This is a genomic window from Streptomyces sp. NPDC090022 (assembly GCF_044748145.1).
GTDB lineage: Bacteria > Actinomycetota > Actinomycetes > Streptomycetales > Streptomycetaceae > Streptomyces.
The window spans coordinates 1-22,102 of sequence record NZ_JBIVFN010000009.1 but is presented as its reverse complement, the minus strand read 5'-3'; the positions used below and the strand labels follow the sequence as shown (position 1 = coordinate 22,102).

At 71.4% G+C, this 22,102-nt stretch carries 13 protein-coding genes and 1 pseudogene; 9 read left to right on the top strand and 5 right to left on the bottom strand.

The features are described 5' to 3' along the window. Nucleotides 1-154: 154 nt before the first annotated feature. The 3 genes from ACIPXB_RS18480 to ACIPXB_RS18470 all read right to left on the bottom strand — a co-directional run bounded on the left by ACIPXB_RS18480 (nt 155) and on the right by ACIPXB_RS18470 (nt 2,476). Nucleotides 155-1,378, bottom strand: coding sequence for a DUF418 domain-containing protein (locus ACIPXB_RS18480; protein WP_401450864.1), 1,224 nt, complete (start codon nt 1,376-1,378; stop codon nt 155-157). 110 nt (nt 1,379-1,488) lie between these two features. Beyond that, nucleotides 1,489-2,070: a TerD family protein gene (locus tag ACIPXB_RS18475; RefSeq protein WP_401450862.1), complete on the bottom strand. Its 582-nt coding sequence runs from the start codon at nt 2,068-2,070 to the stop codon at nt 1,489-1,491. 136 nt (nt 2,071-2,206) lie between these two features. Then, the gene (locus tag ACIPXB_RS18470; RefSeq protein WP_401450860.1) at nt 2,207-2,476 is read right to left on the bottom strand and encodes a TerD family protein; all 270 of its coding nucleotides are present in this window, start codon (nt 2,474-2,476) and stop codon (nt 2,207-2,209) included. A 611-nt stretch (nt 2,477-3,087) separates the two neighbouring features. On the opposite strand from ACIPXB_RS18470, the pseudogene ACIPXB_RS18465 reads away from it, so the two are divergent. From ACIPXB_RS18465 to ACIPXB_RS18455, 3 genes and pseudogenes are all read left to right on the top strand, one after another. Further along, nucleotides 3,088-4,397: pseudogene (locus tag ACIPXB_RS18465) on the top strand (phosphatidylglycerol lysyltransferase domain-containing protein). Between the two features lie 402 nt (nt 4,398-4,799). After that, complete coding sequence (locus ACIPXB_RS18460) at nt 4,800-5,477, top strand: response regulator (protein ID WP_401450858.1); 678 nt, start codon at nt 4,800-4,802, stop codon at nt 5,475-5,477. Further along, on the top strand, nt 5,474-6,595 hold the full coding sequence (locus tag ACIPXB_RS18455; RefSeq protein ID WP_401450856.1) for a sensor histidine kinase: 1,122 nt from the start codon (nt 5,474-5,476) through the stop codon (nt 6,593-6,595). Before ACIPXB_RS18460 ends, ACIPXB_RS18455 begins: the two co-directional genes overlap by 4 nt. A 175-nt stretch (nt 6,596-6,770) precedes the next feature. On the opposite strand, the gene ACIPXB_RS18450 is transcribed toward ACIPXB_RS18455, so the two are convergent. Then, entirely contained in the window at nt 6,771-7,544 is a 774-nt protein-coding gene (locus ACIPXB_RS18450; RefSeq protein ID WP_401450853.1) for a 4'-phosphopantetheinyl transferase, read from the bottom strand. Nucleotides 7,545-8,168: 624 nt separating this feature from the next. Here ACIPXB_RS18450 and ACIPXB_RS18445 point away from each other — a divergent pair. The 5 genes from ACIPXB_RS18445 (at nt 8,169) to ACIPXB_RS18425 (ending at nt 14,755) form a co-directional block, all read left to right on the top strand. Then, a complete protein-coding gene (locus ACIPXB_RS18445) occupies nt 8,169-9,104 on the top strand; it encodes a TauD/TfdA family dioxygenase (protein WP_401450850.1) in 936 nt (311 codons plus the stop codon). A 158-nt stretch (nt 9,105-9,262) separates the two neighbouring features. Continuing rightward, entirely contained in the window at nt 9,263-11,011 is a 1,749-nt protein-coding gene (locus ACIPXB_RS18440) for a fatty acyl-AMP ligase (RefSeq protein ID WP_401450846.1), read from the top strand. Further along, nucleotides 11,008-12,696, top strand: coding sequence for an acyl-CoA dehydrogenase family protein (locus ACIPXB_RS18435; protein WP_401450843.1), 1,689 nt, complete (start codon nt 11,008-11,010; stop codon nt 12,694-12,696). Before ACIPXB_RS18440 ends, ACIPXB_RS18435 begins: the two co-directional genes overlap by 4 nt. After that, complete coding sequence (locus tag ACIPXB_RS18430; protein WP_401450841.1) at nt 12,693-14,435, top strand: acyl-CoA dehydrogenase; 1,743 nt, start codon at nt 12,693-12,695, stop codon at nt 14,433-14,435. Before ACIPXB_RS18435 ends, ACIPXB_RS18430 begins: the two co-directional genes overlap by 4 nt. 32 nt (nt 14,436-14,467) lie before the next feature. Continuing rightward, nucleotides 14,468-14,755, top strand: coding sequence for an acyl carrier protein (locus ACIPXB_RS18425; protein WP_401450839.1), 288 nt, complete (start codon nt 14,468-14,470; stop codon nt 14,753-14,755). 96 nt (nt 14,756-14,851) lie between these two features. Here the strand turns inward: ACIPXB_RS18425 and ACIPXB_RS18420 are convergent, their stop codons facing one another. Continuing rightward, nucleotides 14,852-16,054 carry a cytochrome P450 gene (locus ACIPXB_RS18420; RefSeq protein WP_401450836.1) on the bottom strand — a complete coding sequence of 401 codons (1,203 nt, stop codon included), beginning with the start codon at nt 16,052-16,054 and terminating at the stop codon, nt 14,852-14,854. 533 nt (nt 16,055-16,587) lie between these two features. Between ACIPXB_RS18420 and ACIPXB_RS18415 the strand changes: the two genes are divergently transcribed. Further along, nucleotides 16,588-22,102 (top strand): amino acid adenylation domain-containing protein (locus ACIPXB_RS18415; RefSeq protein WP_401450834.1); only part of this gene is annotated, 5,515 nt, incomplete at its 3' end.

The following is a 22,102-nucleotide window of genomic DNA, read 5'->3' as shown; positions in this document are numbered from 1 at the left end:
AGCCCGGCCGGAGCGCCGCCGTATCCGACCCTAGGATCCACCGTCCGTGGACGGCGGCGTCGAGCGCTCCTGTCCGAGCTGCTCGGGCCTGAGCGGGCCGTCGGGGCCATCCGGGCCGGGGCGGGCTATGAGGGACCGCCCGCCCCGGCCGGTGTCATCGCACGTACTTCGCCGGCTTGGTGACGGCGTTGAGCAATGCCTCCAGCGGTCCGCGGCGGAAGAATCGGGACCAGAGCGCGGCGAACACGATCGCCCCGAGGATGAACGTGAGCACGGGGATCCAGGACGTCTGGGTGCTCTCGCCTGCCGATACGCCGAGCGTGGACTGGGCGAGGAAGTGGCCGACGTAGGCCGTCAGGGACATGGTGCCCACGGCGATGACCGGCTTCGCCAGGCTGTCCAGGCGCGGCAGGCGGTCCATGAGCACCGTCGCGCCGACGATCACGAGGATGGCGACGCCGAGGCTGCCGATGATGTCGAAGGTGGTGCCGCTGTGCGGTCCGGCGGACAGCAGTTCCGAGGCCGCCCGCTGGGGGGCCTCGAACGATCCGCCGTCGAAGGACGACGCCTTCTCGAACCCGGCGGACGACTTTCCGCCCTCCGCCGTGCTCCGCAGAGCGTCCTTGCCCGCCAGGAGCAGGGACAGGCCGTACGCGCCGGCGGTCAGGGCGGCGCCGAGCGCGGCCAGGCGACGCTGGACGGGGACGGCCGACAGGTCGAGGCGGGCCAGCGCCATGCCGGCGACGACGAACGACATCCAGGTGATCGTCGGGTAGAAGCCGGTGAGCAGCAGGTCGAGGACGCCGACCTCGCTGATCTTCTTGAGCGGGTCGTAGGCGTCGATGGTCTGCTGGACGGACTCGCTCAACCGCGAGTTCAGGAAGAACGCCAGCTGGGGTGTGACGAGCGCGAGCCCGGCCGCGGTGATCGCCAGTGCCCTGGCCGACAGCCGCAGCAGGGGCAGGGCGAGGAGGAAGTACACGCCGTAGAAGCCGAGGATGATGACTCCCCCGTACTCCATCGCCAGCACGCTGCCCAGGGCCAGCAGGACCACGGCGCGGATCGCGATCCGGACCTTCTCCTGCCGGCCCGCCAGGCCGGTCTTCGGCTGACGGCGGCCGGCGATCAGCATCAGCGAGAACCCGGCGAGGGTGGCGAAGAGGACCGACGAGTGACCGTCGGCCAGATACCGGACCCAGGTGCCGACGCCGTGCGTGGACGACAGGACCGGGCCGATGTGGACGATGTACATGCCGAACACCGCGAGCGCGCGGGCCAGGTCCACGCCGACCAGGCGTCCCATCGAGGGACCACCAGCGGCTTTCCCGGCGGACTCCCGCGGGGCCGGCGTCGCCTGCGGCGGCTGCATCTGTGTCATACGAGGAATCTCCCGTCGGGGTGGGGAGGCGGACCATCCGGCAGGTTTCGGTGGCACCCCCGCCGACCGGCCGGGACCGCCCCGCCGACCGGCGGGCCGGAGCGGAAGGATCAGAGGTGGCGGTCGATGGCCGGCAGGAGGTCCTGGAAGGTGGCCCCGGAGGCGGGTTCGCCGATCGCGGTCAGCTGCCACGCCCCGTTGATGCGGGAGATCTTGGCCATGATCTGGGCGGTGTGGGAGCCGCCACCGGACAGGGTGTAGCGGGCGAGTTCGGCCCCCGTCGATTCGTCCACCAGGCGGCAGTAGGCGTTCTCGACCTCGTCGAAGGTCGCGCCGGTGAAGGAGTTCACGGTGAAGACGATCTGGTCCACTTCCGCCGGCATCCGCGTGAAGTCGACCGTGACGGCCTCGTCGTCCCCCGGCCCGTCGCCGCCGGTGCGGTTGTCGCCGGAGTGCTTCACGGCACCGAAGATGCCGGTCAGGTGCTGGAAGTAGACGACATCCACGACCCTCCGGCCCGCGTACAGGACCGCGGAAGCGTCGAGGTCGATCGCCGCGGGGCCCATCAGTCTGCCGAGGAGGCCCGTGCGCGTCCTCGCCTGCCAGCCCAGGCCCATCCGTACGTGGCTGAGGGGGGTCGTGCCGGACTTGGCCAGGCTGATCCTTTGGCCCTTGGTGAGGTTGATGGACATGAGGAACTCCCGGGGTGGGTCGAGGCGAAGGATGTGGCCGGGCCCGAACGGCGGCCGGCGGGGAGGACCCGCCGCCCGCACGCGGAGGGGGATGTCCACGCGAGGGCAGGCGGGCGGCTGGACTGGTGTCCTGGGGTCAGAGACTGACGCCGAAGTCCTGGGCGATGCCGACGAGCCCGGAGGCGTAGCCTTGGCCGACTGCCCGGAACTTCCACTCGGCACCGTTGCGGTAGAGCTCGCCGAAGACCATCGCGGTCTCGGTGGCCGCGTCCTCGCTGAGGTCGTAGCGGGCGACGGCGCCCCTGGTGGTGCGTACGTCCCAGCCCAGGCCGACCTGGACCGCGGTGAGGCCCGGAGCCTCCTTGCTCAGCGAGACGTTGCCGCCCTTGGACAGCGAAACACTCATGACGTTCCCTCCTGACTTGGGTGCACTCGAAGAAGGACCGCATGGTCCTGTGTGGACCGGATGCGATGAGGCGTGGCAGGGGTCTAGTCGCCGACGGCCGTGGCCAGAACGGTGATCAGTACGGCGACGACCGCTGCGATGGCACCGGCGAGCAGGGTCCGGCTGGTGGCCGACATGGGATGCTCCTTGCTTCTGCTCCTGGCCGACGCACGGCCGCGGCGAGCGGACACGGGATCATCCGTCCGCCGGACAGGACCGACGCTCACGGCGTCCCGGCTTGCATGTCCCCAACCTCGTCGATGCCTCGGCCTGGCGGTATCCGACAGGTGACCGGTCGCCCCCCGCCGAGCGGCGGGAGGATCATCCGCCGCTCGGCGGCGGTCGCAGACCGGGACCGCCGCCGCTGCGCCACCCCCGCCACCTGGCGGGGTACGTGTGGCCGGTTGCCGGGTGGTGAATCCTCCGGATCCTCACGAATGTCGTAGACGTGACTGCATCAACGACTCCGCCGACCGCCGCCGTGAAGACTCTCCCGACCGTGGTGACACCACGGTGCCGTCGCGCGGCGGCCACAGCGAGCGTCTGGTACCTGCGTGTCATGGCTCTGCTCAATGTGCTGGCGGTGCTCCGTTCCCCTGCGCGACAGGGTGCGGGAACACAACGAGGGCGAGCACTTCACCCCGTACCTGCTCACGGCCGGCCTGGTGTCCGCGATCCTCGCCCTGGGCCTGGCCGTCGCCATGCGCAGGCGCAAGCGCGCGGCCTGGATCTTCAACACGGTCCTCGCCGCGCTGACCCTGTCGGTCATGATCCTCCGGCTGTTCGTGCCCGGCGAGGAATCCGGCTTCCGTCAGCACGGGATCAACTGGGCCTCCGCCGCGCTCACCGGCCTCTTCCTGCTGGCCCTGCTCGTGGGGCGTACGGAGTTCACGTCGAAGGGCGACCGATCCAACCCGCGGACCGCGCTCGCCACCCTGGCCGGCGGTACGGTCCTCGGCAGCGCGCTGGGGGTGGCGCTGGTGCAGGCGACCGCCACCGGTGCGGGAGCGGGCCTGTCCGATCGCCTCGGCTACGTCCTGTCCCGCTTCGTCACGCTGGACCCGTCCGAGAAGGCCGCCCGCCTCATCCAGGTGCCGGGCTGGGTCGACGGGACGCTCAACGTGACGGCGGCGCTGGTCTTCCTGAGCGTGCTGTACGTGGCGTTCCGCAGCCCCCGGGGCCGGGTGATGCCGACCGAGGACGACGAGGCCCGGCTGCGCACCCTCCTCGACCGGCACGGCGAGCGGGACTCCCTGGGGATACGGCGTGCGGGTACGCCCACGAGGACATACCCGAGCCGGAGATGGCCCGTCTGGTGGCCGACGCCGACCGCTGGCGCGACGGGGCGACCGAGCGCGGCTTCTCGATGGCGCTCGGCAGGCTCGGTTCGCCGGACGACGGGCGCTGCGTGATGGTCGAGTGCCACGACGCCCACGGCGAACTGCGCGCGCTGCTCAGCTTCGTTCCCTGGGGGAGCAAGGGGCTCTCGCTCGACCTGATGCGCCGGGACCGCGACAGCGACAACGGCCTGGTGGAGTTCATGGTGATCGAGCTGCTGCGGCAGGCGGACGACGTGGGACTGGCCCGGATCTCCCTGAACTTCGCGATGTTCCGGTCGGTCTTCGAGCGCGGAGACCGCCTGGGCGCCGGACCCGTCCTGCGCCTGTGGCGCACCACCCTGGGGTTCTTCTCCCGCTGGTGGCAGATCGAATCGCTGTACCGCGCGAACACCAAGTACCGACCGGTCTGGGAACCCCGCTTCGTCCTCTTCCAGAAGAGCGCCGAACTGCCGCGGATCGCCCTGGCCGCCGGCCGCGCGGAGGGCTTCGTCACGACACCGGGCCTGCCCGCCCTCTTCCGGCGGCGATCGCGGTCCGCCTGACGTGCGGCGCCTCGCCCACAGGCGGCCCCCTCACATCCCGCAGGGCACGGACGGACTGACGCAGGTATGAGCCGGGCATGGCGGGACGGTCCTCGAAACGGTACGGACATCGGCTGCGGCCCTCGGACTCGGCGCGGGGCTACGGACCGATCCCACGGTACGAGCCCGGGGGCGCCATCCGCCGAGCCTCGCCCGCCGGCCTGCCGACCGGCCGGAGCGCACCCCCCGAACGGCTGGAGCCGACCCGCCAGGTGTCCACAGTCGGTGGGCGATCACGTCACCGCGTACCCTGCCCGGCGTACGGTCGACGTCAGGCGAACCCCTACGAGCACGCGGGACCCCCGAATGCACGGGTCGCCGAGCAGCGGGACAGTGCAGACGAGAGTGTGAGGCGGGACGCCGGTGATCCGGGTAGTGGTGGTGGACGACGAGGCCCTGGTGCGGTCCGGTTTCCAGATGATCCTGAACGCGTCCGACGGCATCGAGGTCGTGGCGACCGCGGAAGGGGCACAGGCAGCCGACGTGATCCGGCGCGAGCGGCCGGACGTCGTCCTCCTCGACATCCGCATGCCGGACGTGGACGGCCTGACCGTGCTGCGGCAGATCCAGGAACTGCCCGCACCACCGCACGTCGCCATGCTGACCACCTTCGACACCGACGAGTACATCCTGACCGCACTGCGCTCGGGAGCCTCCGGCTTCCTCCTCAAGGACACCGAGCCCGAACAGCTCGCCCAGCTGGTCCGCACCCTGGCCGCGGGAGGCGTCGTCATGTCGCCCAAGGCATCACGCGCCCTGCTCCGCAGCCACCCGGGGACCGCAGCACCCCAGGACGCGGACGTCTCGCGCGTCGGCCTGCTCAGTGACCGGGAACGCGACGTCCTCGTCCTGATCGCCGAAGGACTCTCCAACGCCGACATCGGCACCCGCATCCACCTGAGCCAGGGCACCGTCAAGGACCACGTCAGCTCGATCCTGACCAAACTGCGGGTCACCAGCCGCGTCCAGGCCGCACTCCTCGCCGAGCGCGCCGGACTGCTCACCCACAACGACGACACGGCACGGGACAACGGACGATGAGCACGGGCCGGGCACGGTGGCGGCGCGTACCGCCCTGGGCCGTCGACACGGGGCTCGTGATGCTGGCCGCACTCGACGCCTGGATCAACCTCCTGGGCGAGGGCACCCCCGTGATGTGGGCCTGCGCCGCCGCGGGCTGCGCCGGCCTGCTCCTGCGCAGACGCTTCCCGCTGCCCGTCTTCCTGCTCACCCTGCCCATGACCCTGTTCATGGACGTCGCGCTCGCGCCGATCGCCGCCCTGTACACACTCGCCGCGTCCACCCGCAACCGCCCGCTGCTCGCCGGCTGCGCCCTGCTGAACGCCACTGCGGCCACCCTCTTGTGGCCGCTGTCCGACGCGTTCGACGGCGACCGGACCTGGACGCTCGTCCAATTCGTCTACACACTGGCCACGGCCTTCGCCCCCGTCCTGTTCGGCCAGCTCGTGCAGGCCAGGCACGACGCGGCCCGCCGGCTCGTCGAGGTCAAGGAGGCCCGGGAGCACGAACGCGCCCTGTACGCCCAGACCGTCCTCGCCCGCGAACGTGCCCAGCTGGCCCGCGAGATGCACGACGTCGTCTCCCACCAGGTCAGCCTCATCGCCGTCCAGGCCGGAGCCCTGCAGATGGCCGCCAAGGACCCCGACGCCCGCGAGGCCGCCCGCACCATCCGCACCCTGAGCGCGAACACCCTCGACGAACTCCGCCACATGGTCACCCTGCTCCGCGCCTCAGGCGGCAAGGCAACCGAACTCACCCCCCAGCCCACCCTCGCCGACCTCCAGCAGCTCATCGCCAACAGCGGCATCGAGACGACCCTCACCGGAGAACTTCCTCCCGGCATCAGCACCACAGCCCAGCGCACCGTCTACCGCACGGTCCAGGAAGCCCTCACCAACGTGCGCAAACACGCCCCCGGAGCCCGCGCCGACGTGTGCCTGTGGCACGACGCCGACCACTTCGGCGTCACCGTCACCAACACCGCCCCCACCCGCCCGACCGTCGCCCTCCCCAGCGCCCGCCACGGCCTCATCGGCCTGAAAGAACGCGCCGAACTCCTCGACGGCACCCTCACCGCCGAACCCACCCCAGAGGGCGGCTACAAGATCGAACTACGAGCCCCCGCCCGGTCCGACTGAACATCAGCCGGCGCGAGTTCTCGTAACGAGCCTCAAGTCCGGACACTTCGGCCGAGGCGCCGGCGGTGATCCGAGAGCCTGTGGGATGGGCTCGCCCCGCGGGCGCCGCCGGCGAGGGTGCCAAGAGCTCGCGCGTAGCGCCCATGATGCCCGTAATGCACATTGATCTTGAGTCCTATTTGCGTCGTCGGTGCTGCTGACCTGCGCTTTTTCTTAACTCGTTTTGCGTAGACCTGTTTCTTGTGACGCACCACGTGGAGTGCGTGGCGATCCTGGAGCCGGTGGAGAAGGGCTTCTGACCTGCGGGTAGGGCGATCGACGTCATGATGAGGCCGTGAGCCGCTCGCCAGTGGCCGTGGAAGGTGGTGCGCCGGACCCCGCCGAGAAGGGGCCCCGGTACGAGGAGGCGGGCGGTGAAGGTGCGGGTGTCCGGGTGCACGGTGATGACTGCCTCGTCGAAGTCGAGCCAGCGGCCGGTGAGCGGATACCACGCCTTGTAGACGCTCTCCTTCGCGCTGAACAGCAGCCGGTCCCAGGCGATGTCCGGCCGCTGCTCGGTCAGGGGGGCCAGCCACCTGCGCTCCTCCGGGGTCGAGACGATGCGCAGCATGCCGTCTTGGGGCAGCGGCGCGTTGGTCTCGGCGTCGATGCCCAGCGAGGCGATGTCGGCGCTCCGGGCGACGGCCGCCGCTCGGTAGCCCGTGCAGTGCGTCATGCTGCCGACGAGCCCGGCCGCCCACCGCGGCTCTCCGCGCGGCCCGCGCAGGACGGGGGACGGCGGGAGGCCGAGGTCTCCCATGGCCGCCCGGGCGCATGCCCGGACGGTGGCGAACTCGCGGCGGCGGTCAGGGGTCATGCGCGTCGTCAGCCGGGCCTCCTCCGGGAGCAGGGCGGGAAGGGGCCACGGATCGCCGAACGTCTCGACCGCCGACACGCCGGAGGGAAGCATGCCGGCCATCACCCGTGCACGGCGGCCTGTGCTCGCGCGTGACGGCCTGCGCCCCGAGCCGGTGCGCGGGTCACGGCTCGCTGCCACCTTCCGCGTCCCGCCCGGAACGACCTGCTCCACCCGGGGCTGCTCGGCATCCGCCGGCATTCGGGAATAGGGAAACGAATTCAGCGGGCCTGGTGAGCGGGTTACCGGCATGACAGCCCTCCACCTTCGGAACGAAATGGCGACGAAGGACCGACGCCCGCGGCCGGGGCGGTCCGGAACCGGTCTCTGATGATCCGAACCACAATGTTCGAGAGCGGCGTTCTTGTCGAGGGCGCGGTTTCCGCACACGCGTCGAGCCGCCCGGCCGGGTGTTCAACCGGCGCGCCGGACGCAGTTGATCGGCCGGACACGGGTGGCGGCCCGTCGGCCCGCTGCGGCAGACTCCGGGAGAACCGAGTGCCGGCCCGAATCAATCGCGTGGGAATTGCGAGATCCCCGTTGATCGCCCACCGCCGGACACGGGGACCGGGAATCGACCCGGACGGGCGGACGCGGAACGGCCCCGCTCCGTCCCGGCACCCGTAGACGACCCACCCCGGCGAATCGCGTACCGCTTCGGAAGGGAACACCCAACGCATGAGCCACAGCACAGCATTTCCCCTCGTGATCGAATCGGAGGAGGGGGAGAGTCTCGCCGAGCGGGTGCGGGCCGGGCGCGGCCCCCTGCGGGCCTCCCTGCTCGAGCACGGTGCGCTGCTCCTGCGCGGATTCTCCGTCCCCGATGTGGCCGCCTTCGACGCCGTCGTCCGCGGCCTGTCCGGGGACCCGCTCACCTACACGGAACGCTCGTCACCGCGCAGCGCGATCCAAGGACAGGTGTACACCTCCACGGACTACCCGCCCAACGAAGAGATCTTCCTGCACAACGAGAACTCCTACCAGCGCTCCTGGCCCATGGCGCTGTACTTCTACTGCGTCCAGCCGCCTACGACGCTCGGGGCGACCTCGCTGGCCGGCACCCGCGACGTACTGGCGAGGCTCGACGATTCCGTACGCGAGGAATTCGTCCAGCGCGGCTGGCGGGTGGTGCGCAACTTCCGCCCCGGAATCGGGCTGACCTGGCAGCACGTCTTCAATATCGACGACCGTGCCGCCGTGGAAACGTACTGTGCGGAGAACGGCATCGAAGCGGAATGGCTGCCGGGCGACGGTCTGCGCACCACCGCGGTCAGACAGGCCGTCCACCGCCACCCCGTGTCGGGTGAGGAAGTCTGGTTCAACCATGCCGCCTTCTTCCATCTGACCACCCTGGACGCGGAGATCCGGGAGGGGCTGCTCGAATTGTTCGACGAGCCCGATCTTCCGACGAACACCTATTTCGGAGACGGTGCAGCCATTCCCGACGACGTCATCGAGCACGTGCGTGACTGCTACCGGGCCGCGACCGTACGGTTCGACTACCGGGAGCACGACGTTCTCGTGATCGACAACATGCTGACCTCGCACGGTCGGGAACCCTTCACCGGACCGCGAAAGATAGCGGTCGCGATGGCCGAGCCCTTCCAACCGTAATTCCGGCGTAGCGGCAATTGCACGCACCACATGTCCAGCCGCGTCCAGCCGCCCCACACTTCAGGCCGCGCTGAGCGGTTCGGGCCTTGCCTGTCGGCATCCGGATTCGCCGTTCTCGCCCGCGCCCGTCCACTCGCCAGCGCGGATAGGAGAGCCCAGTGAACCTCACACTCGAATCCAGCGTGCTCCATCTGCTGCGCCGCCACGCAGCCGAGCGCCCCAACCGGACCGCCGTCACCTTCGTCCACGACCTCGAGGCGCCCGACGGCGCGCAGAGCCTGACCTACGCCGAACTGGACGCCGAGGCCCGTCGCGTCGCGTCCTGGCTGCAGGAACACTGCGCCCCCGGCGACCGGGCGCTGTTGCTGCACCCCGCCGGTCTGCCGTTCGTCACCGCCTTCCTCGGATGCGTGTACGCCGGGGTCGTCGCGGTCCCCTCCCCCATGCCCGGCCAGTTCCAGTACCAGCAGCGCCGCGTGACCACGATCGCCCGCGACGCCGACGTCAGCGTGGCGCTCACCGACACGGGCCAGCTCGCCGAGACCCAGAAGTGGATCGCCGACACCGGACTGAACCTGCCCGTCGCCGCCACCGACGCCCCCGGCTTCGGCGACAGCGTGCGCTGGCGGTACGCCGGGGCCACCACCGAGGACCTGGTGCTGCTGCAGTACACCTCCGGGTCGACCGGCGACCCCAAGGGCGTCATGCTCGACCACGGCAACCTGCTCCACAACGCGGACAGCCTGCGGCGCGCTCTTGGTCTCACCGAGAACACCAACTTCGGTGGGTGGATACCGCTTTACCATGACATGGGCCTCATGGGGCAGCTCCTGCCGGGCCTCTTCCTGGGCAGCAGCTGCGCCCTGATGTCGCCGATGGCCTTCCTCAAGCGCCCGCACCACTGGCTGGCGATGATCGACCGCTATGACATCGGCTTCTCCGCCGCCCCCAACTTCGCCTACGAGCTGTGCCTGCGCAGGGTCACCGACGCGCAGATCGCCGGACTCGACCTCTCGCGCTGGCAGTTCGCCGCCAACGGCTCCGAGCCGATCCAGGCCAGCACGCTGCGGGAGTTCGCGGAGCGCTTCGCCCCGGCGGGCTTCAGTGCCGAGCAGCTCGCACCCTGCTACGGGATGGCCGAAGCGACCGTGTTCATCTCTGGCCGTTCGACCCGGCCGCCCCGCCTGCGGGCGGTCGATCCCCAGGCACTGGAACAGCACCGCCTCCAGGACCCGGAACCGGGCGGCCCGGTGCGCGAGCTCGTCGGCTGCGGCGACGTACCCGACTTCGACGTGCGCATCGTCGCCCCGGAGGACCACCGGGTGCTGCCGGAGGGCGCGACCGGGGAGATCTGGCTGCGCGGCCCGAGCGTGGGTCGCGGCTACTGGCGCCGCACGGACGTGACCGAAGAGATCTTCCGTGCCCGCACCGCGGACGGCGACGGTCCCTACCTGCGCACGGGCGACCTGGGTGTGTTGCTCGCCGGAGAGCTCTACGTCACCGGCCGCACCAAGGACCTGCTCATCGTGCACGGCCGCAACCTGTACCCGCACGACATCGAACACGAACTGCGGTTGTGGCACGAGCCGCTGACGGCCCTGGCGGGCACGGCGTTCACCGTCCCCGTCCCCCAGGAGGAGGTGGTCGTGGTGCACGAGGTCCGCGGCCGCTTCAGCGAGGAGCAGCTGCGCGAACTCGCCGTCGGGATGCGCACGACCGTGCACCGGGAGTTCGGGGTGCACGCCGCGGGCATCGTGCTCCTGAGGCCCGGCACGGTCCGGAAGACCACCAGCGGCAAGGTGCAGCGTTCCGAGATGCGCGCCCTGTTCCTGGCGGGCGCCCTCACCCCGCTGTACGAGGACATGGCGCCCGGGGCGCGGGCCGCACTGGCGGGAGCGGCCGGGTGACCGCGGACGCACCGCAGTGGCCGACGGGACTCGCTGCGGCGCTCGCCGGGGCGATGGACGCGGCCGCCGCGGCGCAGGGCCCCTTCAGTACGGGCCGCAGCGCGGCGCTGGACGCCGCGGAGGCGTTCCCCGACCAGGAATGCGCCCTGCTGGACGCCACCGGTCTGCCCCGCGCCTACGTACCGCCTCGGCTCGGCGGAGCACCCGGCGGTCTGCCCGAACTGCTGGACGCGCTGCGGGAGGTCGCCCGCCGCGACGTGACGGTCGCCGTGGCGCACGGCAAGACGTTCCTGGGCGCCGTGTCGACCTGGGTCGCCGGGACGGAGCAGCAGCAGCGGGCCCTGGCCCGGCTGGTGCTCGACGAGAACGCGGTGGTCTCGTGGGGCCTGACCGAGCCGGGCATGGGCAGCGACCTCCTGGCCGGGAACCTGACCGCCACCCCCGGGCCGGACGGGGGATGGCGGCTGACCGGGGAGAAGTGGCCGATCAACAACGCCACCCGGGGCCGGCTGATCTGTGTGCTGGCCCGCACCGATCCGGCCGGCGGTCCGAGGGGGTTCAGCCTCTTCCTGGTCGACAAGTCGACACTTCCGGACGGAACATGGCAGCCGCTCCCGAAGGAGCCGACGCACGGGATCCGCGGAGCGGACATCAGCGGCCTGCGCCTCTGTGACGCGCCGGTCCCGGCGGACGCGCTCGTCGGAGCGGTCGGTGACGGACTGGGGACCGTGCTGCGGGCGCTCCAGCTGACCCGCACCCTCTGCGCCGCCCTGTCCCTCGGCGCCGGCGAGCACGCCCTGCGGCTGGTCACCGGCTTCGCCGCCGAGCGGGCCCTCTACGGCACCCGGCTGCTGGCCCTGCCGCTGGCCCGGCGCGTGCTGGGCCGGGCCGGCGCGACCCTGGCCCTGGCGGACGCCGCGGCCCTGCTGGGCGGACGCTGTGCCCACGGACTTCCCGGCGAGATGAGCACCGTCTCCGCGGCCCTCAAGGCGGGAGTGCCGTGGATGGTCCAGCAGACCATCGATGACCTCGCGGAACTTCTGGGCGCACGAGGGTTCCTGACGGACGCCTATGCCGACGGCATGTTCCAGAAGCTGGAGCGTGACCACCGGATCGTGTCGGTCTTCGACGGCAGTACGGCGGTGAACCGCTCACTGCTCATCTCCCAGTTCCCGCTGCTGACCCGCCTGATCCGCACCGGTGGCCATGACGCCGCCGGACTCGCCGCGACCATGGGCGAAGCCCCGCTGCCCGAGCTGGACCCGACCGCCTTGCGGCTGGTCAGCCGTACCGGCTGCAGCATCGTCCAGGCGGTTCCGCACGCCGCCGCGCGCGTCACCACTCTGGCCCGTGCGGGTTCCGTGCCCGCGCGCGCCGCGGAGCTGGCGAGCCTCCTCTGCGCGCAGACGACGTCGCTCGCGGACGCCATGGCGGAGCTGCCGCCGGCCGGCCGGAACGCACCCGCGGCCGCGTTCGCGGTTGCCCGCCGGTTCGAGGCGTGCTTCGCCGGCGCCGCCGCCCTGCACCTGCTGTCCGCACCCGGCGGGACGGAGCGCTCCACGGTGCTGACCGCGGCCCTGGAACGCTGTCTGGAGCTGCTGGTGCCCGGCCACCGGCCACCGCTCGACGCCTACGAGTCTCTCGTCCCGCCGCTCACGCCCATGGTGGAGGAACCGGTCCGATGACCCTCGCAGATCCCGCCGGGCCCGCGTCCCCCGCGGCGTCCCCGGACCCGGTCGACCGGTTGGAGGCGCTCTTCGGTGACGCCGGCGACCCCGGCAACCCGGTCGGCCGGGCCGCGGTGCTGGCCGCCGACGCCCACGGCTCCATGCTGTCGGCCGGTGAAGACCTCCTCGACGCGTTCGGGCTCAACGCGCACTTCGTCCCCCGAGCCCTGGGGGGCCGGTTCACCGGCCCGGAAGAACTCATCGACGTGATGCGCGCCGTCTACCGCCGTGACCCGTGCCTGGGGCTGGGCTACGGCGCGGGGTCCTTCATGGCCGCCGTCAACGTGTGGACCGCGGGCAGTACCGGTCAGCAGGAATGGCTCGCCGACCACCTGATCTCGGGCGGCCGGGTGGCCTGTGGCTATCACGAGCTGGCCCACGGAAACGACTTCGCGCGCGCCGAGCTGACCGCCCTGCCCGCAGCGGACGGCCTGCTGCGCGTCAACGGCCGCAAGGAGGTGGTGGCCAACCTCGGCCGGGCCGGAGCCATGGTGCTCTTCGCCCGCACGGACGCCGCCCCCGGCAGCCGCAGCCACTCCCAGCTCCTGCTGGAGGCCGACCGGCTGCCACCGGAGACCGTCACCCGCCTGCCCCGCTTCGGCACCGTCGGAATGCGCGGCGTGCCGCTCGGCGGCATCGCGTTCACCGACTGCCCCGTACCGGCCGAGGCCGTGGTCGGCACCCCCGGACACGGCCTGGAGACGGCCCAGCGCTCCTTCCAGCTCACCCGGATCGCGCTGCCCGGCATGACCGTCGGCCTGCTCGACACCGCGCTGCGCACGGCCCTGCGCGGGGCCTTCGGGCGTCGACTGTACGGCGGCACCGCCGCCGACCTGTCCCTCTCCCGAACGGTGCTCGCCGAGGCGTTCGCGGACCTGCTCCTGGCGGACGCGTTCGTCACGGTGGCCGCCCGCGCGACCCACACGGCTCCCGCGCAGTGCACCGTGTACGCGTCGGCGGTCAAACTCCTCGTCCCGACGCTGCTGATGGCAGCGGTGAACCGGCTCTCCGAGCTGCTCGGCTCGCAGTTCTACCTCCGCGCCGGGGAGCAGCCGCTCTTCCAGAAGCTCCAGCGGGACGTGCTGCCCTCGGCCTTCGGCCATGCCTCCCGGGTCTCCTGCCAGTCCGCGCTGCTGCCGCAGCTGCCCCTGACCGCGCGGCGGACCTGGAACGCGGACGGTGGCGCGGCGCTGCCCGCCATCACGTTCCGGCCCGGGAAGCCGCTGCCGGCGCTCGACTTCGGGACCCTCGCGGTCACCGCGGGCGGCCGGGACCCGCTCTCCCGGACCCTCCTCGAGGGCGCCGAACGGCGGGCCGGCGAGGACGCGGGGATCGTCTCCGCAGCCTCGGAGTACGCCGCCGAGATACGGGCCCTGTCCGCCGAGACGGCCACGCTCGCCCCCGACCGGCTAGGGCCCGGAGCGCCGCCGGAGGCGTTCGACCTGACCGGTCGCTGGGCCGCGGCGCTCGCCGCCGCCGCGTGCCTGGGCCTGTGGTGGGAACGGCCCTCCGAGGGACAGGGGGCGGAGGCGGACCCGGCCTGGGTGGTCGCGGCCCTGCACCGGCTGGGTGCCCACACCGGACGCCACCACGACCCGCTGCCCGAGCCGCTCACCCGGTCCCTCTTCGCCGAACTCCTCCGGCGTCACGACGCCGGCCTCACCTTCGACCACGCTTGCCGCCCGACGGGCGCCTGACCCCAATCGATGAAAACACAACGGAGGTTGCCATGTCCGACATCACCGACCGGCCGGCCGCGGTCGACACAGAAGCGGTCCGGGAATGGCTGCGCGGCTGCGTGGCCGCGTACGTCCGGCTGCCGGCCGAGGACATCGACGTCGATCTGCCGCTGTCCGAGTACGGACTCGACTCGGTGTACGTGCTCAGCCTGTGCGCCGATATCGAGGACCGCTACGGCGTCGAGGTCGAGCCCACCCTTCTGTGGGACCACCCGGCCGTCGGCCCGCTCGCGGACGCCCTGACCCCGCTGCTCGCCGGCCGCCAGGGCCCGGGGTGATCGCCGGGGTCACCCGGTCCGTGGGACCGCGATGACGGGCCGCCGGTTCTCCGGCGGCCCGTCATCGCGTTCGCCTGCGTTCGCCCGCGCCCGTGGTCAGCCCCGGGTCAGCCTGACGGGCAGGCGCTCGGGGCCGTTGACGACGATCGAGTCCAGGAGCTTGGGGATGCCGTCGAGCTCGACCCGTACCGATCGGTCGATCAACTCGCCGTAGAGCAGGCGCAGTTCGACGCGTGCCAGCATGCTTCCGAGACAGAAGTGCTCACCGAAGCCCAGAGCCAGGTGACGGTTGGGCTTGCGGGTGATGCTGAAGGTGTCCGGGTCGTCGAACACCGTCTCGTCCCGGTTGGCCGACGGCAGCCAGAAGACGACCCGGTCACCCGCTTCGATCTTCTTGCCGTGGATCTCGGTCGTCCTGACGGCGGTCCTCATGATGTGCGTCGCTGTGGACGTCCAGCGCAGGATCTCCTCGACCGCGGAAGGGAGCAGGGCGGGGTCCTCGGCCAGTTGCTGCCACTGCTCGGGGCGTTCCAGGAGGGCGAGCATGCCCCCGGCAGCGGATATCCGGGTGTTCTCGGTGCCGCCGACCAGCAGGTTGTCGCAGTTGAGGATCACGTCGTCCGTGTTCAGGCGCTCACCGTCGATCTCAGCCGTCGCCAGGACGGTCACCAGGTCGTCGCCCGGGCGTGCCGCCTTCTCCGCCTGGAGCGTTTCGAAGTACCCGAGGATGTTCAGGTGGGCGAAGCGGCGGGTGAGCGGGTCGCCGGCCGCGAACGCCTGACTCGTCAGGTCGTAGAGGTACTCCCAGTCGGACTCCGGCACCCCCATCATCTTGCAGATCACGTACAGCGGGACCCGGGCCGCGACCTCCGTCACGAAGTCACAACTGCCCTGGTCCAGAGCCTTGTCGACGATGCCGCGGGTGATCTCGGCCATTTCGTGCTCCAGCGCACGGACCGAGCGCACGGAGAACCACTCGTCCACGAGTCCCCGCAGTTGGCGATGGCGTGGCGCGTCGGTCAGTGCGAGGGTGCGGCCGCCGCCGGGGTCGGCCCCGTGCTCCTCCGGCCGGAGCAGGATGCCCTGTGCGGAGCTGAACGTCTCCGCGTCCCGGTAGGCGGTGCGGATGTCCTCGTACCGGGTCAGGGACCAGAAACCGGGAAGCTCCGTCGGGGGGTGCCAGTACACCGGCTCATTTGCGCGGAGCCATCGCCACTGCACAAACGGATCGCCGTGCGAGTAGAGTCCGGGATCCACCAGATTGATCGGCGGGGCCGGTTCGGCCGGCTCGTTGTGCATGTGAATGCCTCACAGTTTCCTCGGAATTCGGGACCGGAATTATCATGCACCCGGCCGGGGTGTCGGGGAATGCCGCCGAGTGCGGCCGCCGAGAGGGTGCCGTCGTGCGGGCCACCCCTTCGCGGCAGCTGCCCCGCACGGCCGCCCACCGCCGTCCGCCCGTGTTCAACCGCCGCCGGGGCACAGTTGAACGGCCCACCGCCGCCTGGCCGAACACGGGCGGAGGCGGTCGCCCGACCAGTCGTCCGTCATTGATCACGGCCGCCTCCCTGAGCCATAGTGGATCACGTATTGGGCAGTGGAGAGCGTGTGCCGCGGAGGCGTGTGCGGCGCCGCGGGCCTATGTCGCGGCAACGGTTGTCGTCGCGACTCCAGTGTTTGTCCTTTGCCTGCGCCGTGCGCGGGCTCACTAAGTCCGCAATATCACGTTGCAGCGGTGTGCGAGGAGAACTGGGCTGTCATACGGCATGTCCGGATGTGGCAGTCCCGTGCTTTTTCCAGCCGATAATTCGAAGCGAATGGGGTGCACGGGAATGGCCACGTCTGAGGGTGAGCTCCGGGAAATGATGGCCGGCCAGCTTGCAATCTGGTATAGCCATCAGCTGGCGCCTGAGAACCCGTGCTTCAACGGTGCCGAGTATCTGAGGCTCGACGGCGACGTGGACCTGGGCCTCCTGGTGCAGGCCTCGCAGCGCCTCCTGGAGGAGGCCGACGCCGCCCGGCTCCGCATCCGCGAGGTGGACGGCCAGCCGCGGCAGTTCTTCCACGCGGCGGACGACTACCCCGTCGAGGTCGTCGACATCGGCTCGGAGGCCGATCCGCAGGCGGCGGCCGAGCGCCTGATGTGGGACGACCTGCGTGCCGAGAAGGGAGCGGCCGACCGCCCCCTCTACACCATCAGGATCTTCACGGCCGGACCCCGCCTCACCTTCTGGTACCAGCGCGCCTACCACGTGATCCTGGACGGACGCAGTGCGGGGCTCATGGTCGGCCGGCTGTCCCAGATCTACAACACGCTGCTGGAGGGCGGGTCGCCGGAGGAGGGTGCGCTACCCTCGAGCACCCGTCTGATGGACGCCGAGCGCTCCTACCGGAACTCGGCCGACTACGAGGCGGACCGGACGTACTGGCGCGGCGTCCTGGCCGGGCTCCCCGAGGCCCAGGGCCTGGGCAGCACCTACGCGGAGCGCGCCCAGCGCGCCCCCGTCCGGTACGTGGAGAGCGTCGACGCGGCAGCCGGGGCGGACCTGAAGACCGCCGCCCGCGGACTGGGGGCCAGCCTCGCCGGCCTGATGATCAGTGCCGCGGCCCTTTACCAGCACCACCTCACCGGACGGCAGGACGTGGTCGTCGGCGTTCCGGTGAGCGGCCGCGCGGGCACGCGGGACCTGGCGATCCCGTTCATGACCAACAACGTCCTTCCGATCCGCGTGAAGATCACCGCGGACACCACGGTCGCGGACCTCGTGCGCCAGACCACCAGGGCGGTGCTGGACGGACTGCGCCACCAGCGGTACCGCTACGAGGAGATGCTCCACGACGCGATGCTCGGCGAGGGCGCTCTGTGGGACCTGCTCATCAACGTGATGTCCTTCGACATCTACGCGCTGCCGTTCGGGGACTGCTCCGTGAGCGCGCACAACCTGTCCAGCGGGCCGGTCGACAGCACGCGCATCGACGTGTACGACCGGTCCGGACTGAAGATCGCCGTCGACGTGAACCCCGACGCCCCCGACCTGGCGCCGGGGGACGAAGTCTGCCGCCGCTTCCTGGCGCTCGCGCACTGGATGGTCTCGGTCGACCCCGCCGAACCGGTCCGCCGGTCCGGCCTGTTGGACGCCGACGAGCGGCACCGGGTGCTCGTGGAGTGGAACGACACCGCGGTCCCGTTCGCGGGCCGGTCGGTGCCGGAGCTGTTCGCCGCGCAGGCGGCCCGCACCCCGGAAGCGGTCGCGGTGGTCGAGGACGGCTTCGAGGTGTCGTACGCCGAGCTCGACGCGCGGGCGAACCGGCTCGCGCACCACCTCCTGAGCCGGGGCGTCGCCGCCGAGTCGGTGGTCGGCGTGTGCCTGCCGAGGAGCGTGGACGCGGTCGTCGCGATCCTCGCGATCTGGAAGGCGGGGGCCGGCTACCTCCCGATCGACCCGAGCCACCCGGTGGAGCGTACGGCCCGGCTGCTGGCGGACAGCGGCGCGGTGCTGACGCTGACCGACAGCGCCGGGCCGGCCGACCGGCTCGGAAGCGCGGCACATGTCGTCACGATGGACGACGCGTTGGCGGCCGGCCCGGTGCTGGGGACGCCTGCCGGAGTGCCGGTGGCCGCCGACGGACTGGCGTACGTGATCTACACCTCGGGTTCCACCGGTCGCCCGAAGGGCGTCGCGGTCACGCACGGTGGCCTCGCGAACTACACGCAGTGGGCCGCGGGCGCGTACGAAACGGAGGGCGGCGCGCCGCTGCACTCCTCGCTGGCGTTCGACCTCACCGTGACCAGCATCGTCGTGCCGTTGATTTCGGGGTCGCCGGTGGTGGTGAGCCGCGAGGGCGGTGCGGACGGTCTGGCCGGGCTGCTGCGGGACGGCGACGGCTTCGGTCTGTCCAAGGTCGTCCCCGCCCATCTGCCCCTTCTTGCCGACATGCTGACGGACGACCAGATCCGTGCTGCCGCCCGCACCTGGGTGGTCGGCGGTGAGGCGCTGCCCGGCGCGGTGGTGCAGCACTGGCTGGAGCGTTCCCCCGGTTCGGTGGTCGTCAACGAGTACGGTCCGACCGAGGCGGTCGTCGGCTGTTCGGTGTTCGAGGTGCGGGCCGGCCAGGAGGTCGGCGACGCAGTTCCCATCGGCCGTCCGATCGCCAACATGCGCCTGTACGTCCTGGACGGGTTCCTGCGTCCGGTGGCGCCGGGTGTGGCCGGCGAGCTCTACATCGCGGGTGTCCAGCTCGCCCGGGGTTATGTGAACCGGTCCGGGCAGACGGCGGAGCGATTCGTGGCCAACCCCTTCGAGCCCGGAACGCGGATGTATCGCACGGGCGACGTCGCACGCCTGCGTGCGGACGGGCAACTGGAGTACCTGGGCCGGGCGGACGAGCAGGTGAAGATCCGCGGCTACCGGATCGAGCCCGGAGAGGTCCAGGCCGTGGTGGCCGCCCACCCCCACGTCACCCAGGCCGCCGTGGTGACGCGCGAGGACACGCCCGGTGACGTCCGGCTCGTCGCGTACGTCGTGATCGACGACGCCTTCGACGACCTGACGGACGAAGTCCTCGCCTTCACGGCCGAACGGCTTCCGGAACACATGGTCCCCTCCGCCGTCGTCGTCCTGGACGCCCTGCCGCTCGCGATGAGCGGCAAGCTGGACCGGAGGGCACTGCCCGCGCCGGACCCGGGCACCAGGGCCGGGACCGGACGCGGCCCGTCGAACGCGCGCGAGGAGATCCTCTGCGCGGCGTTCGCCGACGTCCTGGGACTGGACCGGGTCGGCGTCGACGAGGACTTCTTCCAGCTCGGCGGCCAGTCGCTGATGGCGATCCGGCTGGTGGGGGCGATCCGCAAGCTCGGTGTTTCGGTGTCCGTGCGCGCCTTCTTCGAGTCACCGACGGTGGCCGGTCTCGCCGCCTCCGCGGGGGGTGCGGGCGAGGTCACCGTGCCGGCGAACCGGATCCCCGCCGACGCGCGGGAGATCACCCCCGAGATGCTGCCGCTGGTGGACCTCTCGGCCGACGACGTGACCCGGGTGGTCGCCACGGTCGAGGGCGGGGCGGCCAACGTCGCCGACATCTACCCGCTGGCGCCGCTCCAGGAGGGCCTGCTCTTCCACCACCTGCTGGCCGAGGGCGGTGAGGACACCTATCTGGCGTCGGCCGTCCTGGAGTTCGACTCCGCGCAGCGGCTGGACGCATTCACCGACGCTTTGCAGCACGTGCTGGACCGGCACGACATCTTCCGCACCGCGATCGTCTGGGAAGGCCTGCCCCAGCCGGTTCAGGTGGTGTGGCGGCACGCTCAGCTGCCGGTGGCCGACGTGGCCCTTGATCCGGAGGCCGGGGATCCGGTGACCGCGCTGTCGGCGGCCGTGAGCCGGACCATGGACATCACGCGGGCGCCGCTGCTCGGTCTCCACGTGGCCCCGCTCCCGGAGGGCCGGCGGCTGGTGCTGCTGCGTCTGCACCACCTGGTACAGGACCACACGACGGTCGAGGTGCTGCTCGCCGAGATCCGGGAGTTCATGCGGGGAGGCGGTGGCGAGCTGCCCCAGCCGCTGCCCTTCCGCAGCGCCGTCGTCCAGGCACGGGCCGGTCTGGAGCAGGACGGCCACGAGCGATTCTTCGCCGACCTCCTGGGGGACGTCACCGAGCCGACCGCGCCGTACGGGCTGCTGAACACGCGTGAGCCGGGGACGGACTCGGCCGAGGCCGAGCTGCGGATCGCTCCGGACCTCGAACGCCAGCTGCGCAGAGTCGCGCGGAAGGTGGGCGCCAGCCCCGCGACGCTCATGCACGTGGCGTGGGCGCGAGTGCTCGCGGCGGTCAGCGGCCGGGACGACGTGGTGTTCGGCACGGTGCTGTTCGGCCGGATGAACGCCGACGCCGACGCCGCCCGGGTCCTCGGTCCGTTCATGAACATGCTGCCGGTGCGGGTGGACACCGGGCAGGTGGGTGTGATGGCCGCGGTGACCGCCGTACGCGGCCGGCTCGCCGCGCTCCTCGAGCACGAGCACGCGCCGCTGGCCGTGGCACAGAACGCCAGCGGTGTGGAGGGCGAGACACCCCTCTTCGCCTCCATGCTCAACTACCGGCACAACGACCGCTCCGTCAGCAAGGACGGAGCCCTCTTCGACGGCGTCGAGCTGCGCCACTACCGGGAGCACACCAACTACCCGCTCGCGGTGAACATCGACGACGACGGGGACGGGATGCGGCTCACCGTCGACGCGGTCGCACCGGCGGACCCGGAGCAGGTGGGCGCGCTGCTGTGCACGGCCACCAGGAACCTGCTGGCCGCGCTGGAACGAGCCGCGGCGGGAGGCCCCGAGATCGCGCTGAGTGCGGTGCCGGTGCTGGACGAGGCGGGTCTGCGGCGGATCGTGCACGAGTGGAATGACACGGCGGTGGAGGTCGAGCGGTCGACGTTGCCGGGGTTGTTCGAGGCGCAGGTGGTGCGGACGCCGGATGCGGTTGCGGTGGTGTTCGAGGGTGTGGAGGTGTCGTACGCGGAGCTGGATGCGCGGGCGAACCGTCTGGCGGGGTTGCTTGTCGGGCGTGGTGTGGGTCCGGAGTCGGTCGTCGCGGTGGCGTTGGAGCGCGGCGTCGAGATGGTGGTGGCGCTGTTGGCGGTGGTGAAGGCCGGCGGTGCGTATCTGCCGGTCGACCCGGAGTATCCGGCCGAGCGGATCGCGGTCGTGCTGGCGGACGCGGCGCCGGTGGTGGCGGTGACCTCGCAGGATCTGGCCGGACGGATGCCGGGCGGAGTCCCGGTGGTGGCCCTCGACGAGCCGGCGGTGGTCGTGGAGCTGGCGGGGTCGGACGGTCGTGCGCCGGATGTGGCGCTGCTTCCGTCGCATCCGGCGTATGTGCTCTTCACGTCGGGTTCGACGGGTCGGCCGAAGGGCGTCGTCGTGGCGCACGAGGGCATTGTGAACCGTCTGGTGTGGATGCAGGAGCGGTTCGGGCTGGGCGCCGCGGACCGGGTGTTGCAGAAGACGCCGTTCGGTTTCGATGTGTCGGTGTGGGAGTTCTTCTGGCCGCTGCTGGAGGGTGCGACGCTGGTCGTTGCGCGTCCGGAGGGTCACAAGGATCCGGCGTACCTGGCCGAGCTGGTGTGTGAGACCGGTGTGACGACGGTGCATTTCGTGCCGTCGATGCTGGAGGCGTTCCTGGCGGATGCCTCTGCCGCGGCGTGCGGGAACGCGCTGCGCACCGTCGTGTGTTCCGGCGAGGCGTTGCCGGCGCACGTCCAGCGGCGGTTCTTCGAGGTCTTCGAGGGTGTGGAGCTGCACAACCTGTACGGTCCGACGGAGGCGTCGGTCGACGTGACGGCCTGGGAGTGCC